The following is a 16,384-nucleotide window of genomic DNA, read 5'->3' on the forward strand; positions in this document are numbered from 1 at the left end:
GGAAAACGCCATGCTGAAAATATTATGTGTCTGTGGATGTGGTCTGGGTTCTAGTTTCGCCATCGAAATGAGTGCCAAATCCGTATTAAAGAAACTCGAAATTGAAGCGGATATTGATCACACCACTATTTCAGAAGCCAATGCTTTTAAATCCGATATGATTCTCACTCAAAAAGCATTTGCGGATGTCCTTAACGCGGATGCCAGCCCGGAACAAATTAAACGGGTGATTATTCTCAACAAGCTGACCGATAAAGCTGAAATTGAGGAAAAAATCGTGGCGTTTATGAAAGAACGTAATCTGAAGGTTGCTAACTATGAATAGTGTGATCAACTTCCTGGTAAAAGACTTATTAGGGCAGGCATCAATTCTGATCGCCTTTATTGCTCTGATTGGTCTGCTACTGCAGAAAAAATCCGCAGGTAAGGTGGTGGAAGGCACCTTTAAAACCCTGCTGGGCTTTTTAATCATGATGGCGGGTATCAATATCATAGTCGGTACGCTGACCTTCCTGAATACCATCTTCACCCACGGTTTTGGTATGAAGGGCTATATCACCGATGTGGCCGCCATTGCCGGATTAGCAAGCCGCGAGTTGGGATCAGAAGTAGCGCTGACATTGTTGGTGATCTTTATCGTCAACATCATCATCGCGCGTCTGACGCCGTTCAAATACATCTTCCTCACCGGCCAGGCGCTGCTGTGGATGGCAACCATCGGAGCGGTGATCGGCTATAAAGCCGGGCTGACGGGTTTACCGCTGATCCTAACAGGCGGCATCTTCGGCGGCATTATGGCGGTCGTGATGCCAGCGCTGGCTCAGCCGGTGGTGCGCCGAATCACAGACTCTGATGACGTGGCACTGGGACACTTCTGCACCATCGGCTATCTGCTGACGGCGGCAGTGGCGAAGGTGGTCGGTAAAGGCTCGCGCTCAACGGAAGATCTCAAGCTGCCAGACAACTTCAAGTTCCTGCAGGACACCTATCTGTCGATGGCAGTGGTGATGGTACCGATGTACCTGATCCCGGCAGTGGCAGCAGGACCAGAATTTATCGGCCAGTACAGCAACGGCATGAACTATCTGATGTATGCCTTCATGCAGTCGATTCAGTTCGTCGCCGGCGTGTTCGTGCTGTATAGCGGCGTGCGTTTACTGCTCAACGAGTTGGTGCCAGCGTTCCGTGGCATTGCGATGCGCCTGGTGCCAGATGCAAAACCCGCGCTCGACTGTCCGGTGATGTTCCCTTACGCACCGAATGCCGTGATCGTCGGCTTCCTGGCGACAACTCTGGGTTCCGTGGTCGGTATGCTGGTGTTCCCCATGTTCGGTCTGGCGATGATTCTGCCTGGCCTGCTCACCAACTTCTTTGCCGGTGGCACCGCAGGTGTATTCGGTAATGCGCTGGGTGGACGTCGTGGAGCGATGATTGGCGGTTTTGTTCATGGCCTGTTCATCACTTTCCTGCCGGCCATATTGGTGCCAATGCTCGAAAGCTACGGCTTCACCGGTGTGACCTTCAGTGACTCTGACGTCATCAGTACCGGATTGGTTTTGGGCCATGCGTTCCAGGGCAACTGGTTGTTCGTCGCACTCTTTATTGTCTTTATCACTCTGATCGCCTGGTTTGTTAACGGAAAATCCCCTAAATCCCACGAGGAAAAGCTTCATGAAACTTTATAACTTTACCGATCTGTTACAGGTGGCTAAACAACGTGAATTTAAAGCGCTTGGTTCCTTTAATTTGCACTGCCTGGAAATGTTACCGGCCTTTTTTAAAGCAGCAGAGAAAACCAACAGTCCATTAATGATTCAGATCTCAACCGGCACGGCGAAATATCTGGGACATAAATTATTAGTGGATGCGATTCGCTCGTTATCTGAAAGCCGTAATGTGCCAACGTGCCTGCATCTCGATCACTGTTCAGATCTCGATGCGATTCAAACGGCACTGGATGCAGGATTCAGTTCCATTATGTATGACGGCTCGCATTTATCGATTGAAGAGAATATTGCCAATACGCGTCGCGTGATTGATATGGCGCGCCCGTTGCACGTCTCAGTAGAAGCGGAACTGGGTGCGATTGGCGGCTCAGAAGACGGTAAAGAAGTCGAAATGAACGATGCTTCCTTCACCACCGTAGATGATGCCAAACGCTTCGTCGAAGAAACCGGCGTGGATATGCTGGCCATCTCCATCGGCACCGTACACGGATTGTATACCGGTAAGGCACACATTCAGCATCAGCGTCTGGCGGATATCACGGATGCCACCAAAACGCCTCTGGTACTGCATGGCGGCACCGGCGTAAGCGATGACGATATGCGTCTGGCCGTGCGCAGCGGTATCGAAAAAGTGAACGTCGGCACGGAAATGAATGTGCAGTGGGTGGCAAACTGCAAGCAGACGTTTGAAAAAGGTAAAGTGAATGACAGCGTACGCAACTTCCTGGTGCCCGCTAATGATGCCGTCACCAATGTGCTGGTAGAAAAGATTTCACTGTTCCGTTAAGTACGACTCACTCATGACGTAATAAACCTGAGTTGCCCTGGCGCCATTCGGGGCAGGAGACGCTATGTTTGGATTCTTGAAAAAGGGCTCGGATAATAAGAGTCAGGATTCACAAGAAATAGATCTTCAGGCAGAAACCATCAGTGGAAAAATTAGCGAGCTGGAACAACAGCTCGCTATTAATCCGCAAGCGGTCGATGCGCAGAAACAATTAATGCTGGAATATAATCGTGCATTAAATATCTTTGCGAAAAGCCGCCGTTTTCGTCAGGAAATTGATCCGCTGTTCGTTAAAATTGATGAACTGCGTAATACCATCCGCAAATCAATTTAAGGAGGCAGTATGAGTATTAAGCGACTGCTGCAAGAAGCGAATGCGATTCAGGTGGGGATCAGCGCCACGGACTGGCGCGAAGTGATCGCGCTGGCTGCACAACCGTTGGTTAGCGGTGGATATGTGAAGGATTCCTATCCGGAGGCGGTGATAGCCAATACTCTGACGCACGGCGCTTATTATGTGTTTGAGGAAGGGATAGCCATTCCGCATGCGCGTCCGGAAACGGGCGTGCTGAAAGATTGCTTCAGCATGATTGTGCTGGATGAGCCGATCTCTTTTGAGGGGAGTGACAAAGCCGATATCGTCATCATGTTCGGCGCGCGTGACAGCAATGCACACATCGAAGAGGGCATTCGCGCGATTGTCTCACTATTGGAAGATGAAGAGACGCTGGTGCGGTTACGTCAGGCCAGCAGTGTGGCGGAGGTGATAGAAATCCTATGACTTCTCACACTGAAGAAAAGATGGTGGTGCTGGTCAACGGCATTCCCGCGTCGGGGAAAAGCACCCTGACACGGGCTATGGCGGAACGGTTTGGTTTTCCGGTACTGACGCTGGACAGCCTCAAAGAACCTTTTATGGCCAGTTTCGCGCCGGTGGATCGCCTGCGTAACCGTCAGTTGGGTTGTGCGGCTTATCAGGCAATCTGGAAGGTGGTCGGGCAAGCTCCCACCTGCTGCGTATACCTGATTGACGCCTGGTTCGGCTTCCAGCCAAAAGAAGTCTTGCAGCAAGGATTAGAGCAGGCGGGTATCACTCGGGTGCTGGAGCTGTGGCTGGCGATCACCCCTGACGAAGCGGTAGCGCGTTATCAGTCACGACTGACCGATCGCATGCCGGGTCATCCAGGTGCCGAGTATCTGCCTGAGCTACGTAAGCTGGCGGAAACGGCGCAGCCGATGGCGCTCGGGCCGGTGTTGCAACTCAATGCCGCCGATCCGGATGAAGCGGCGGCGAGTGCCTGGTTGCAACGTCAGCTGCGGCTGCCGGTGAGTGCTCAGCCCGCTTTGTCTGCATCAGGTTGAAAGAAGTCCGCCAGTAAGGCGCTGAACTGTTGATCGTGTTGGCGATCGTCAGCCAGCTGGCGGCAGATTTCCCCTAAGGCCCGATAGAGTTGATCGGTGGCCAGTTCGCCCTGATTAAGCGTGGCAATCTCATCCATCTCCGCCGCCCAGCGCCAGGCTTTTGGCAGCATATCCGGGGCGGCTTTTTCCATTCGCTTCAGTAACGCCTGCTGGCTCTCCTGCATCTCTTCACGCAGTGCATCGGCGGCACCCACTCGGCTGGCATTGATCAGCATCGCCGAGGTCAGCAGAGTGATGCCTTTATTAATCCCGGCATAAGCCATCTTCAATGCCGAGGCGGCGCCGTTCTCAGCCCCCATCACCCGCACCCGTAACCCATAATCACTTAACTGCGCCAGTTTTTCGGCATGTGGCCCTGCAAACCAGAAACGCGGTCCGGAAGGATTCTGCTCGCCAGGCGGCAAGCCAATTATCGCCGCATCGGCAAAAGGGGTACCGGTGCTTTCAATCACCTGAACCACTCGTTTGAGCGTCTCCGGACTGATGGCGTTGCAATCCACATACAACGGTTTGTGCGCGGCGGCTTGTAAAAGCGGAGCCATCTGTTGTGCCCAGCTGAGTGCCGATTCGGGCGGCAGAATCGACAGAATCATATCGGCCTCACAAAGCGCCTGTGCGCTGCAGTTGGTGATATTGGCCTGTTGGGCACGCTGTTGTGACTGGGCTGAGCGTTCGCTCAGCGGAGCAATCACCCGCGCCCCATGCCGGGCAAGTACAGCACCGATGGCTGCGCCCATAGCGCCCGGTGCGGCGATAGCAATCGTCTTCATTACGGTCACTCCTTTAGGCATCAAGTTGTCAGTATGGATCGCGCTGAAGAGATTGTGCTTAGGGAAGTGCAAGCAAATACAACCGTCCACCTGCAGCGGTTTTGTCCGGCACGGTTATTGCTGCTGGCGGTGGCGCAGCGGGTGATTTGGCGGGGCAGAAAGCAGGCCAGACACGCTTGTGCTAATTCACAGCCGTGATAATAACCGCATGATTTGACAAGGCATATTTCACACGCTCAACCAGGCTTGTTGAATGTTTTGCATGATATAGCCCATCCATCAAGGAGACTCTATGAACATTGATTTGCACGGTAAAACCGCATTAGTCACTGCTTCAACGGGCGGCATTGGCTTCGCCATCGCTCAGGGATTGGCTGAGAGCGGTGCCGAAGTGGTGCTTAATGGGCGCAGTGAAGACTCGGTGAGCCGGGCACGTGAGAAGCTGAATGGATTGGTGGTTGGCGCCAAAATTCATACTTTTATTGCCGATCTCGGCAGCGCACAGGGCGTAAAGCAATTGCTGAACGGATTGCCGCCCATTGATATTCTGGTCAACAACGCCGGAATTTTCGGCCCGCAAGACTTCTACGCCACCGATGACGACACCTGGGAAGCTTACTGGCAGACCAACGTGATGTCGGGTGTGCGACTATCCCGCGCTTTGCTGCCGGAGATGGTGAAACGCGGTTGGGGGCGCGTGGTGTTTATCTCTTCTGAATCGGCGCGCAACATCCCCGCGGATATGGTGCATTACGGTGTGACCAAAACCGCACAACTCTCGCTGGCGCGTGGGCTGGCGAAAGTCGCAGCAGGGAGCGGCGTGACGGTTAACAGCGTGCTGCCTGGCCCCACCATCTCAGATGGTTTTGCAGCAATGATGGAAGACGAAGTCAAACGAACCGGAAAAACGCTAGAAGTACTGGCGAAAGAGTTTGTCATGGCGCAGCGTCCGAGTTCGGTGATTCAGCGTGCAGCCACGGTGGAAGAGGTGGCAAATATGGTGGTATACGTGTGCTCGCAACAAGCTTCGGCCACCTCTGGCGCGGCACTGCGCGTCGATGGCGGAGTAGTGGATGATATTGTTTAATCCACAGTAAATTGCCAGTCCGTGTCGCAGCGTAACGTATTACGTGCTTCTTAAGCCCCATGATGGCCGAGTGGTGCGCATAGACTTCGCTGCGACAACGCCACGAAGAACCTGAGCCAGACAAAAGTTTACACAGCAACGCTTGGTGTTTCTGCTGCATGTGCTTAAAATGCCCGCACTTTACTCTGGGGCGATGGCATGACCAAATCAGCACAACGCGCAAAATGGATTCTGGCACTGCTTTGTCTGGTGCTGGCATTTTGTCTCGCCCAGCGTAGTTTTAATCTGCCCAATGCTTCTCAGGCGCAGATCAGCGCCTCGTCGTTCAGCGATCACGACCAAATCGGTGGCGAAAAAATCTGTTCCATCAGCGCAAAATCACTCCACGCTGCTGCCCCGATTATCGACAGCGTCATGCCGTTTCTGTTGATGGTCATCGCCTTACTGACCACGCTCTTCTCGTCTAAACCCACATCAGGTTATCGTCGTGAGCCTCTCTTTCCGCCCGTACAGCGGCGGCATCTGACCTTCTGTGTCTTCCGGGAATAACACCACGCTGTCCATCGCGTAAACCTTGTTATTCACCGGAGAAAAATTAATGAATCTCTTTATCAGGAGCCTGCTGCTCCTGTTGGTCAGCTGCACGAGTATTGTGCACGCTGCCGACACAGGCTGGCTGCGTAATGCACAAAACAGCCATGCAGAAGTACGCTTACGCAGCGCGAGTCATGGCGCTGATGCGCAAATATTACTGGATATCCGACTGGAAAACGGTTGGAAAACGTACTGGCGTTCGCCGGGCGAGGGCGGCGTGGCCCCGGAAATTCGCTGGCAAACGACCGCCAGCAAGGCCACATGGTATTGGCCTGCGCCTGCTCGCTTTGACGTGAGCGGGCTCACCACCCAAGGCTACAAAGGCAATATCACGCTGCCGATTGAGCTTGAAGAGGTGTCAGATAAAAAACTGGCCGGCACGCTCACACTCTCGACCTGTAGCGATGTCTGCATTCTGACCGATTTCCCCTTCACTCTGGATCTCGACCAGCAGGCTGCCCCCGATTTTGCCCGCGATTACGCCCAGGCGATGGGGCAGATCCCCGCTGAAAGCGGTTTGACCGATCAACTCGACGTCAGCAACGTCAATGGCGAACTCCAAATCCGCGCTCAGCGTCAGGGTGGATGGACTAAACCTGAGCTGTTCTTCGACTATCCACAAGGCAGCATGCTGGCTGCACCGCAGATCACGGTGAAGGGCGACATCCTCAGCGCGCGGGTTGCGGTCACCGATGAGTGGGGTGAAGCGGCACCCGATTTGCGCGGTAAAACGTTGTCGCTGGTGGTGGTTGACGCGGGTATCGCCCAGCAAAGTTCGGTGATCATCGGCGCTCAGCCCCTTGTTTCCGATAGCACATCACAAACCTTATGGTCAGTGATATGGCTGGCGCTGTTGGGGGGATTGATCCTCAACCTGATGCCATGTGTGCTGCCGGTGCTGGCAATAAAACTCAGCGGTCTGGTGCAGCAACAAGGCCAATCGCGGCGTCAGACTCGGCAGCAGTTTCTTGCCTCCAGCGCCGGAATCCTGTTCTCGTTCCTGCTACTCGCGGCGTTGATGACCGGCCTGCGGCTGAGTGGCCAGGCGTTGGGCTGGGGCATCCAGTTCCAGAGCAGTGGTTTCCTGTTGGTTATGGTGCTGGTGATGTTCTTCTTCACTGCCAGTCTGTTTGATTTGCTGCATTTCCGTTTACCTTCAGGTCTTAACACCCGACTGGCAACGCAGGGCGGTAGCGGGCTGCTGGGGCATTTTGGTCAGGGGGCTTTTGCCACGTTACTGGCGACGCCGTGCAGCGCACCGTTTCTTGGAACCGCAGTGGCCTATGCGCTTACCGCACCCTTGCCGCAGTTGTGGTTGCTGTTTGCCGCATTAGGTATCGGCATGAGCCTGCCATGGCTGTTGGTCGCGGCGTTGCCAGGTTTGGCGCGCTGCCTGCCTCGTCCGGGGCGTTGGATGGTTCATCTGCGTACCCTGCTTGGTCTGTTGATGCTGCTCGCCACTTTCTGGCTGGTCACACTGCTGATCCCACACTGGGGTGAATCTTTTGCCATGGTGCTGGGTGGTGTATTGCTGCTGGTGCTGTGTGGCTGGTTAATTAAGCGTCGGGCGCTGCAGCAAGCCGGAGTGGTGTTTATCACCCTGACGTTGGTTGGGGCGGTATTCCTGATGACGCGCATTGAGCCAGAGGAGGAAACGCTCTACTGGCAGCCGCTGACCGAAGCGGCGATCAATCAGGCACTGGAGCAAGATAAGCGCGTGTTTGTCGATGTCACCGCCGACTGGTGCATTACCTGCAAGGTGAATAAATCCCGGGTGCTGAATCAACCTGACGTGCGCGCCGCGCTGAAAGCCGATGATGTGGTGCTGCTGCGCGGTGACTGGACTCAGCCGGACCCCGCGATCGGTGAATTCCTGCGCAAGCGCGATCGCGTTGCCATCCCTTTTAACCAAATTTATGGCCCGGCACTGCCGCATGGCCAGATTTTGTCACCGCTGCTGAGTCGTGAAGCGGTGATTTCGACTCTCTCTGAGGCCAAAAAATGATGAAAAAATCCCTGTTACTGTCCCTGATGTTTCTGACCCTGCCCGCACTGGCGGCGGCACCGTTTACATCTGAACAAGAGGCACGCATCAAACAGCTGATTCGTGAAACGCTGGTGCAGAATCCGGCTATTCTGGCCGAAGCAGCTGATGCCTTTGATAAAGAAGCGGCGAAACAGCAGCAGAGCGTTGTCGCGCAGATGGTGAAGAAAAACCACGATGCCCTGTTCAATGATGCCGGCTCGCCGCGCATCGGGGCAGAAAAGCCGGCGCTGACGCTGGTGTATTTCACTGACTACAACTGCGTGTTCTGCAAGAAATTCGATGCGGATATTGAGAAGCTGCTGAAAACCTATCCACAGGTGGCGGTAGTATTAAAACCGCTGCCGTATCGTGCCGAAACCTCTTTGACATCCGCGCGTTTGGCATTGACGGTTTGGGAACAGCAACCTAAAAACTTCCTGAAACTCCACGAGCGCTTAATGGCGAAAAAGGGCAACCACTACGAAGCGAGCATTGCCGCGGCGCTGGATAAAACCGGTATCAAGCTGAAAGAACCCAGTAAAGCCAGCCTCGACACCATCAATGAGAATCTGACGCTGGCGCAGCAGTTAGGTGTACAGGGCACGCCTGCTACGCTGGTGGGCAATGAGCTGATCAGCGGCGCGGTGCCTTATGCGCAACTGGAAGCCGCAGTGAAGGGCGCGTTGCAGGCGAAACCATGATGCGTCTCAAGCGCTGGCTGCGTGAAGCAGCAGTGCTGGTGCTGATCGCCGCGGCGATAATGTGGGGCATGGATTGGCTGCGCGCCCCGCAGCTGCCAGCCGATCTGGCACAACAGCCGCTGACGACGATCAATGGCGAAGTCAACCTGGCCACGTTAAGTCAGGATAAGCCGGTGCTGGTGTATGTGTGGGCCACCTGGTGTGGGGTGTGCAAACTCACCACGCCCACGGTGGCTGCGCTCAGCCAGAACGGTACGCAGGTGGTGACCGTGGCACTACGGTCGGGTGATGACCAGCGTGTCGCCACCTGGCTGGAGAAAAAAGGCCTCCAGGGCCCGGCGGTGAACGATGAAAACGGTGCAGTGAGTCAACGCTGGGATATCAACGTGACGCCGACCTTTATCGTGTTACAGCGCGGCAAAGTGGTCAGCACCACCACCGGTTGGAGCAGTGCCTGGGGACTGAAATTGCGGCTATGGTGGGCTGAAAAATTTCACTAACGCGTAAGTGAGTGTCAGATCGCGCTAAGCAGCGTATTGACGCACAAATAAGGCTTTTGCTTAGTAAAGCTGTCACTTTTCCAAGTGGCAGTTTTTTTTGCGCACTGGGGCGGCTGCCATCCTGTCCATCCTGAGCTACCCGCCATATTTGTAGCCTTTTGACATCACGTACAGAAGTTAATGAGCGGCCCCAGACGGCGCTAACGCCGATCGTTTAACGTGCAAGCGGCAATCCAGCAGGAACGCATGCACTCTCCAGGGATGCACCTGCATGTGTATCCGCTATCTACCGCGACCCGAGAAAATCCTCGCGCTGTGGCGTGAAGGTATCCAGCAGCGTACCCGCCTCCAGACAGACGCAACCGTGCACCACATTAGGCGCTTTATATAATGTGTCTCCCGCGCCGACTTCCTGCGTAACCCCATCAATCGTAAAAGCAAAACGGCCGGCCAACACATAGGTCAGTTGCTCATGGGGGTGATGATGCAATGGCCCCACTGCATCCTTTTCAAAGGTCACTTCGACCGCCATCATCCGCCCCCCGTGGGCCATGACGCGCCGCGTCACGCCGTTGCCGAGGTCTTCTTTAGTCGTCGCGCTTTTATAAATAAACATCGGTTTTCCTCACCAGTGACTTCATCAATGTGTGACAGATCTCACATCGAAAGGGACATTTCAGGGCTGCATTTTAGCGCACCTTGATTAAAATGAAACGGTGTTTCAAATTAATATGAGGATGGATCATGAAAATCGCTTTGATGATGGAAAATAGCCAGGCCGCTAAGAACGCAACCGTATGGAAAGAACTGCAAACTGTCGCGCAACCGCTCGGCCATCAGGTGTTTAACGTCGGCATGAGCGACGAGCAGGATCATCATCTGACTTATATTCACCTCGGCATCATGGCTGGACTGTTGCTGAACAGTAAAGCGGCTGACTTTGTGGTCGCAGGTTGTGGGACCGGGCAAGGAGCGTTGGTGTCGCTCAACCTGCATCCCGGTGTCGTGTGCGGCTACTGTATCGATCCCGCCGATGCTTATCTGTTCGCGCAAATTAACAACGGCAATGCGCTGTCGCTGCCTTTCGCCAAGGGTTTTGGTTGGGGAGCCGAATTGAATCTACGGTTTATCTTCGAGAAAGCCTTCACCGGCGAAAAAGGCTTAGGCTATCCGCCAGAGCGTAAAGAACCGCAGGTGCGTAATGCGGGCATTCTCAATCAGGTGAAAGCCACGTTGCTGAAAGAAGATTACCTTGATTCACTGCGCGCACTGGATCCTGAACTGGTGAAAGCCGCCGTTGGCGGTGCTCGCTTCCAGGCGTGTCTGTTCGAACACGGACAGAATCAGGACATCGTGCGCTTTGTTCGTGACCTGCTGTAACGATGGGTTGCGTTCAGCCGAGATAATTTTGTCTGGGTATGCAGGTGAGCCTGAATGCGCGCCTTGCAGAATCGAACCAAGCCATCTTATGGATGGGGTTTGGTTCTTAAGATCGATGAGTTAAGCCTATGATCTGGCCAGACTGACTTTTTCAAAAAGGCAGTTTTCTTTCATCTGCAAGGGTACGGGCCGCAGCGCCTCTGCTGCGGCACCAGACTGCGTTATCACCCCATGCTTAATTGATGCTTTAACAGGCCCCATTATTTAAGCCCGGCTCGATTCCACCAGCATTCGCGTATAGGGCATCTGCGCACCATTCCCCACCAGGGTTTCCACATCTAATGTTTCTAACAGCTTGCCATGCTGCATCACCGCCACTCGATGGCACAGATGCGCCACGACGCCCAGATCGTGCGTCACCATCATGTAGGTCAAGTTCTCCTGCTGCTGCAAGTCGCTTAACAAGTTGAGAATCTCTGCCTGCACGGAGACATCGAGCGCGGAGGTGGGCTCATCCAGCAATAGCACACGTGGTTCGAGAATCAACGCACGGGCTATGGCCACACGCTGGCGCTGACCGCCAGAGAGCTGATGCGGATAGCGGGTTTGCCAGGCACGATTGAGTCCTACCTTTTCCAACATGGCAATCACGCGTTGCGAACGTTGTCCGATACTGTGAATGTGCAAAGGCTCTTCCAGGATGTCGCCAATGGTGTGGCGCGGATGCAACGAGCCATAGGGATCCTGGAACACCATCTGCACCTGGCGGCAGAGGGCACGGTCGATGCGATGCTCCCGTTTTCGTCCTGCAATCGCGAGCTCGCCGTCCCAATGGGTAAACAGCCCGGCAAGACATTTCAGCACCGTGGTTTTCCCCGATCCAGACTCGCCGACCAGGCCAAAAATTTCTCCTTCACGCACCGACAAATTGACGTCATACAGCACCTGGTTGCGCTGCTCGTCCTCGCCAAAGCTAAGGTTAAGGTGACTCACACGGATCATCTCGTTCATGCTCTCTCCTTAAGGTTGTAACCAGCTGGACTGGCGCTGCAGCACCGGTAATCGCGAGCGGCGTGCGTCCATATCCGGCAGCGAGGCCAGTAATCCCTGGGTATAAGGATGCCGGGCATGATCGAGCTGATCGGCGGCCAGCGATTCGACCACGCGGCCGGCATACATCACCAACACGCGATCGCAAAAACGTCGCACCAGATTGAGGTCGTGACTGATAAAGATCAGGCCCAGCCCGCGCTGCTGCACCAACTCATCCAGCAGCGTCAACACCTGCAACCGGACCGACACATCCAGCGCCGAGGTCGGCTCATCGGCGATCAGCAACTCGGGGTCGGTGATCAGCATCATGGCGATCATCACGCGCTGGCCTTGACCGCCTGAGATCTCGTGCGGATAACATTGGTACACACGCAGTGGATCGCGAATCTGTACCACCTCCAGCATCTCCAGCGCCCGCTGGCGTGCCACCTCGCGCTGCCCCGGATGGTGACTGCGCCAGGCTTCGGCAATTTGCTCACCCACGCGTACCACAGGATTCAGTGAGTATTTAGGGTCTTGCATGATCATCGAAATACGTTTGCCGCGCACGGCACGCATTTGTGCAGGCGAAGCGCGTAGCAGATCGACATCGGCAAACTGCATGCGCTGTGCGGTCACTTGCGCGCTGCGCGGGTGCAGTTGCAACAGCGCCCGGCCGACCGTGGATTTGCCTGAGCCTGACTCACCGACAATTGCCAGCTTCTCTTTGCCTAACTGGAAGGAGATGCCACGCACCGCTGGCGTCATCTGGCGGCCATTGACGAAATTAACCTGAAGGTCCTGCACATCGAGCAGGGGAACAGCGCTATTCGCTACGGGGATCGAGGATGTCACGTAAGCCATCTCCTAAGAAATTAAACGCCAGACTGTTGATCAAAATCGCTAATCCCGGCACGGTCACCACCCACCAGCACTCCAGCATGTAAGTGCGGCCACTGGCGATCATCGCGCCCCATTCAGGATCGGGCGGCTGCGCGCCCAAGCCAAGAAAACCGAGTCCGGCGGCGGTGAGGATAATGCCGGCCATGTTCATGGTGATGCGGATGATCACCGAGGGCAGACACAGCGGCACGATGTGTTTCCACAAAATGCGCAGGGAAGAGGCACCTTGCAGGCGCACGGCAGAGACAAAGTCCGCCTGACGCAGCGACAGCGCTTCCGCGCGAGCCAGGCGAGCAATCGGCGGCCAGGCGGTGAGGGTGATGGCCATCACCACATGTTCCAGGCCGGGACCCAGCGCCGCGACAAACGCCAACGCCAGCACCAGACTCGGGAACGAGATGAAGATATCGGTGACGCGCATTAATACGCTGTCCACTTTGCCGCCGAAGTAGCCCGCAGTCACACCCAACAGCAGGCCTAATGGCCCGACGGTGATCGACACCAGCATGACGATGTACAAAGTAATGCGCGCCCCCCACACCAGACGACTGAAGATGTCGCGTCCAAACTCATCGGTGCCAAACCAGTGCTGTGCGTTTGGCGGCGTGAGTGCGTTATTCAAATCCTGAATCAGTGGGTGGTAGGGGGCGATCCACGGTGCAAACAGCGCCACGATCAGCAGCAGTAAAATGATGCCCCCACCGATGGCCGTGAGGGGATTGCAGGCCATTTGCCACAGGAAATGGCCGATACGCGAGAGAGTACGGCGACAGCGTGCCACGCGTTCGCGCGTGGTGCTGGCATGAAGCAGATCGAGAGAAACAGTCATACTTTGGTCCTCGGATCGAATACCTGATAAAGCAGGTCAGACAGCAGGTTAAGCAGCACGAAAATCAGGCCGACCACCAATACGCAGCCCATCACCGCATTCATATCGCCGAGCATCAGGCTGCCCGTGAGATAAGAGCCAAAGCCAGGCCAGGAAAACACGGTTTCAATCAGCACCGCGCCTTCGAGCAGGGATCCATACGCCAGCGCCACCACCGTTAGCAGCTGCACCAGAATATTGCGGAAGGCGTGTTGCCAAATCACCTGCCACTCCGTCAGGCCTTTCACCCGCGCGGTCAAAATGAATTCCTGCGACAGCTGCGCCAGCATAAAGCTGCGCGTCATGCGGCTAATGTAGGCGAGTGAATGGAAGCCCAACAAAGAAGCGGGCAGGATCAGATGATTGAGCGCATTGTTAAACACCGTGAGATTGCCTGCCAGCAGCGCATCGATCAGCAACAATCCAGTGCGACGCGGCACAATGCCATCGAGACTGAAATCAACCCGACCGGCACCGCCGACCCAACCCAGATGCGCGTAGAACAGCAGTAAACCGATCATACCGACCCAGAAAATTGGCGTGGAGTAGCCGGCCAGACTGATGATGCGCACCAGATAATCCACCACGCTGTTGCGCCGTGCAGCAGCCCACACGCCCAGCGGCACGCCCAGACCGGTGCCGAGCAGAATGGCGAGTGTGGCCAGTTCAACGGTGGCTGGGAACACACGCAAAATATCGTTGATCACCGGCTGTCCGGTGAGCAGCGCCAGCCCAAGATTGCCGTGCAGCAAGCCTTGCAGATAAATCCAGAACTGCATCCACAACGGTTTATCAAAACCCAGCTGGTGGTAAACCTGCTGATAGGTGGCGTGATCGGCATCCGGTCCGACAATCGCCAGCACCGGATCCAGCGGCATCACGCGGCCAATAAAGAAAGTGAGTAGCAACAGGCCGAACAGCGTGATTGCGACCTGCAATACACGGCTACGCGCTCGCCGCCAGTGACGTTTGGTTAAGGTCATTGGGCACCTCCAGCCAGGCTGTCTGGCGTTTTCCACACATCGCGCAGGAAGGTGGTGGCGGAAGGGTGCGGCACATAATCCTGCACGCGATTGTTCACCACCACCGAATCGGTCATTTGAGAAATCGGCATCAGAGCCGGAATCAACTGGTCATAACGTCGTTGAATGGCAAAATAATCCTGCTGTTGCTTTTGTGTATCTCGTTCCAGTAGCGCCTGATCGATCATCTTGTTGAGCTGGGCATCGTAGAAACCGGTGCGCCAGCCTTGAAAATTCGTCAGCCGGGCACTGTCAGCATTATTCGGGTTGTACACCAGCGAACGCAGACTAGAGTGCGGGTGCGGTTCTACACCGCTGCCACCACGACCGACCAGTAAATTGAACTGGCGTTCGCGCATTGCGCCATAAATCTGGTTACCGGTGCCGGTGATGATTTTGGCGCGAATGCCTGCCTGCATCAGTGTCGATTGAATGGCGATGGCGATGTTCAGGAAGGGTTGGTCGGCTAACACGCGCAAGGTGGTGTCGAAGCCATTAGGGTAGCCCGCAGCCGCCAGCAACGCTTTGGCGCGTGGCACATCGAGTCGATAGCCGGGATCGGGCAATGTTTCAGGCATACCAGACTGGATCGGACGCTGATGCAAGGTGCCATAACCGGCCATCAGGGTTTTATTGATGCCCTGATAATCGACTAAGTAGCGCACGGCTTCGCGCACTTGCGGGTTGGCGAAGTGGTCATCCTTCATGCTCATTGCCAGGTAATAGAGGGTGCCTTTCTGCACCGCATCAATGCTGAGATCGGGATCGTGGCGCAGCGCCTGCACATCAGGAATGGCCATGTTACTGGCGATGTCGATATCCCCTTTTTGCATCATCAAACGCAGGGTTTGTGACTCCTGCAAATGGCGGAACACCACGCGGGTTAATCTGGCAGCGCCACGCCAGTAATTTTCATCCCTGCTCATGCGCAATACATCTTTGGCCTGCCACACATCAAGACGAAACGGGCCTGAACCGGCTTCGTGCGTGGTTAACCAGCGGTTGCCCCAGTCATTATTGACCGCATGTGCCTGCACCGTTTTGCTGTCCAGCACCACCATGCTGCCGAGTGAGGCCAGGGAATAGAGCACCAGCTGCGGATCGTTAGGCTTAGGCAACTGGATCACCACCGTGTGGGCATCGGGGGCAGTGATCATCTGATCCACATTGTCCTTGCTAAAGCCGTACGATTTCCACACTGAAGCTTGTGCCAGATTTAGATGCAGCACCCGACGCATCGACCAAATCACGTCTTCGCTCGTCAGCGGGTGACCGGAATGGAAATGCACGCCATCTCGCAGATGGAAAGTGAGTTGGCGATGATCGGCGCTGATCTCCCAACGTTCCGCCAGAGCAGGGCGCACGTGGGTGAGCTGGCGCGGGTCCAACTCGACGAGCCCATCATAAAGATTGACCACAATGCCCACTACTTCATTGCCGGTCATGGCAGCGGGATCGAGCGTCAATAGGTTGTTCATGTTCATGCCCACGATCAGCTGGTCGTCTGGCGTGGCGGCCAGCAGCGACGGGCTACCCGTGAGCAGCAGCAGCGTGGCACACCACGC

Annotated in this window: 19 protein-coding genes; 12 read left to right on the forward strand and 7 right to left on the reverse strand. The window is 55.3% G+C overall.

Annotated elements, in window-relative coordinates:
• The first annotated feature begins 10 nt into the window (after window positions 1-10).
• From IAE30_RS08330 to IAE30_RS08355, 6 genes are all read left to right on the forward strand, one after another.
• Window positions 11-325, forward strand: a complete 315-nt coding sequence (locus tag IAE30_RS08330; protein ID WP_200679172.1) for a PTS sugar transporter subunit IIB — start codon at window positions 11-13, stop codon at window positions 323-325.
• Window positions 318-1,685 carry a PTS sugar transporter subunit IIC gene (locus IAE30_RS08335; protein ID WP_034827290.1) on the forward strand — a complete coding sequence of 456 codons (1,368 nt, stop codon included), beginning with the start codon at window positions 318-320 and terminating at the stop codon, window positions 1,683-1,685. The genes IAE30_RS08330 and IAE30_RS08335 overlap by 8 nt, the downstream gene beginning before the upstream one ends.
• Window positions 1,672-2,514 carry a class II fructose-bisphosphate aldolase gene (locus tag IAE30_RS08340; protein ID WP_038647132.1) on the forward strand — a complete coding sequence of 281 codons (843 nt, stop codon included), beginning with the start codon at window positions 1,672-1,674 and terminating at the stop codon, window positions 2,512-2,514. Before IAE30_RS08335 ends, IAE30_RS08340 begins: the two co-directional genes overlap by 14 nt.
• A 64-nt stretch (window positions 2,515-2,578) precedes the next feature.
• Window positions 2,579-2,848 carry a hypothetical protein gene (locus tag IAE30_RS08345; RefSeq protein ID WP_038647130.1) on the forward strand — a complete coding sequence of 90 codons (270 nt, stop codon included), beginning with the start codon at window positions 2,579-2,581 and terminating at the stop codon, window positions 2,846-2,848.
• A gap of 9 nt (window positions 2,849-2,857) precedes the next feature.
• A complete protein-coding gene (locus IAE30_RS08350; RefSeq protein ID WP_038647128.1) occupies window positions 2,858-3,295 on the forward strand; it encodes a PTS sugar transporter subunit IIA in 438 nt (145 codons plus the stop codon).
• The gene (locus IAE30_RS08355; protein ID WP_045814338.1) at window positions 3,292-3,876 is read left to right on the forward strand and encodes a glucokinase; all 585 of its coding nucleotides are present in this window, start codon (window positions 3,292-3,294) and stop codon (window positions 3,874-3,876) included. The genes IAE30_RS08350 and IAE30_RS08355 overlap by 4 nt, the downstream gene beginning before the upstream one ends.
• On the opposite strand, the gene IAE30_RS08360 is transcribed toward IAE30_RS08355, so the two are convergent.
• Complete coding sequence (locus IAE30_RS08360; protein ID WP_200538567.1) at window positions 3,849-4,706, reverse strand: NAD(P)-dependent oxidoreductase; 858 nt, start codon at window positions 4,704-4,706, stop codon at window positions 3,849-3,851. The two genes, IAE30_RS08355 and IAE30_RS08360, sit on opposite strands and share 28 nt — an antisense overlap.
• 292 nt (window positions 4,707-4,998) lie before the next feature.
• On the opposite strand from IAE30_RS08360, the gene IAE30_RS08365 reads away from it, so the two are divergent.
• The 5 genes from IAE30_RS08365 (at window position 4,999) to IAE30_RS08385 (ending at window position 9,614) form a co-directional block, all read left to right on the forward strand.
• Window positions 4,999-5,793 carry an SDR family NAD(P)-dependent oxidoreductase gene (locus tag IAE30_RS08365; RefSeq protein WP_200679174.1) on the forward strand — a complete coding sequence of 265 codons (795 nt, stop codon included), beginning with the start codon at window positions 4,999-5,001 and terminating at the stop codon, window positions 5,791-5,793.
• A 198-nt stretch (window positions 5,794-5,991) separates the two neighbouring features.
• Window positions 5,992-6,342, forward strand: a complete 351-nt coding sequence (locus tag IAE30_RS08370; RefSeq protein WP_045832029.1) for a hypothetical protein — start codon at window positions 5,992-5,994, stop codon at window positions 6,340-6,342.
• A 49-nt stretch (window positions 6,343-6,391) separates the two neighbouring features.
• Window positions 6,392-8,392: a protein-disulfide reductase DsbD gene (locus tag IAE30_RS08375; protein ID WP_200679176.1), complete on the forward strand. Its 2,001-nt coding sequence runs from the start codon at window positions 6,392-6,394 to the stop codon at window positions 8,390-8,392.
• Entirely contained in the window at window positions 8,392-9,114 is a 723-nt protein-coding gene (locus tag IAE30_RS08380; RefSeq protein WP_200679474.1) for a DsbA family protein, read from the forward strand. Before IAE30_RS08375 ends, IAE30_RS08380 begins: the two co-directional genes overlap by 1 nt.
• Window positions 9,111-9,614: a protein disulfide oxidoreductase gene (locus IAE30_RS08385; RefSeq protein WP_200538565.1), complete on the forward strand. Its 504-nt coding sequence runs from the start codon at window positions 9,111-9,113 to the stop codon at window positions 9,612-9,614. The genes IAE30_RS08380 and IAE30_RS08385 overlap by 4 nt, the downstream gene beginning before the upstream one ends.
• A gap of 286 nt (window positions 9,615-9,900) precedes the next feature.
• On the opposite strand, the gene IAE30_RS08390 is transcribed toward IAE30_RS08385, so the two are convergent.
• Window positions 9,901-10,230 carry a cupin domain-containing protein gene (locus tag IAE30_RS08390; RefSeq protein WP_038647114.1) on the reverse strand — a complete coding sequence of 110 codons (330 nt, stop codon included), beginning with the start codon at window positions 10,228-10,230 and terminating at the stop codon, window positions 9,901-9,903.
• Between the two features lie 128 nt (window positions 10,231-10,358).
• Between IAE30_RS08390 and IAE30_RS08395 the strand changes: the two genes are divergently transcribed.
• Window positions 10,359-10,994, forward strand: coding sequence for an RpiB/LacA/LacB family sugar-phosphate isomerase (locus IAE30_RS08395; RefSeq protein ID WP_045832032.1), 636 nt, complete (start codon window positions 10,359-10,361; stop codon window positions 10,992-10,994).
• 264 nt (window positions 10,995-11,258) lie between these two features.
• On the opposite strand, the gene IAE30_RS08400 is transcribed toward IAE30_RS08395, so the two are convergent.
• The 5 genes from IAE30_RS08400 to IAE30_RS08420 are packed head-to-tail and all read right to left on the reverse strand — an operon-like array spanning window position 11,259 to window position 16,303.
• Window positions 11,259-11,996 carry an ABC transporter ATP-binding protein gene (locus tag IAE30_RS08400; protein ID WP_038650133.1) on the reverse strand — a complete coding sequence of 246 codons (738 nt, stop codon included), beginning with the start codon at window positions 11,994-11,996 and terminating at the stop codon, window positions 11,259-11,261.
• 18 nt (window positions 11,997-12,014) lie between these two features.
• Window positions 12,015-12,881 (reverse strand): ABC transporter ATP-binding protein, encoded by an 867-nt coding sequence (locus IAE30_RS08405; protein ID WP_200679178.1) that lies wholly within the window; start codon window positions 12,879-12,881, stop codon window positions 12,015-12,017.
• Complete coding sequence (locus IAE30_RS08410) at window positions 12,853-13,758, reverse strand: ABC transporter permease (RefSeq protein WP_045814332.1); 906 nt, start codon at window positions 13,756-13,758, stop codon at window positions 12,853-12,855. Before IAE30_RS08410 ends, IAE30_RS08405 begins: the two co-directional genes overlap by 29 nt.
• Window positions 13,755-14,780 (reverse strand): ABC transporter permease, encoded by a 1,026-nt coding sequence (locus IAE30_RS08415; RefSeq protein ID WP_200538561.1) that lies wholly within the window; start codon window positions 14,778-14,780, stop codon window positions 13,755-13,757. The genes IAE30_RS08410 and IAE30_RS08415 overlap by 4 nt, the downstream gene beginning before the upstream one ends.
• On the reverse strand, window positions 14,777-16,303 hold the full coding sequence (locus IAE30_RS08420) for an ABC transporter substrate-binding protein (RefSeq protein WP_370585538.1): 1,527 nt from the start codon (window positions 16,301-16,303) through the stop codon (window positions 14,777-14,779). Before IAE30_RS08420 ends, IAE30_RS08415 begins: the two co-directional genes overlap by 4 nt.
• Between the last annotated feature and the right edge of the window lie 81 nt (window positions 16,304-16,384).

Origin of the sequence: Pantoea sp. S61 (genome assembly GCF_016625145.1) — a bacterium.
Taxonomy (GTDB): domain Bacteria; phylum Pseudomonadota; class Gammaproteobacteria; order Enterobacterales; family Enterobacteriaceae; genus Pantoea; species Pantoea rwandensis_B.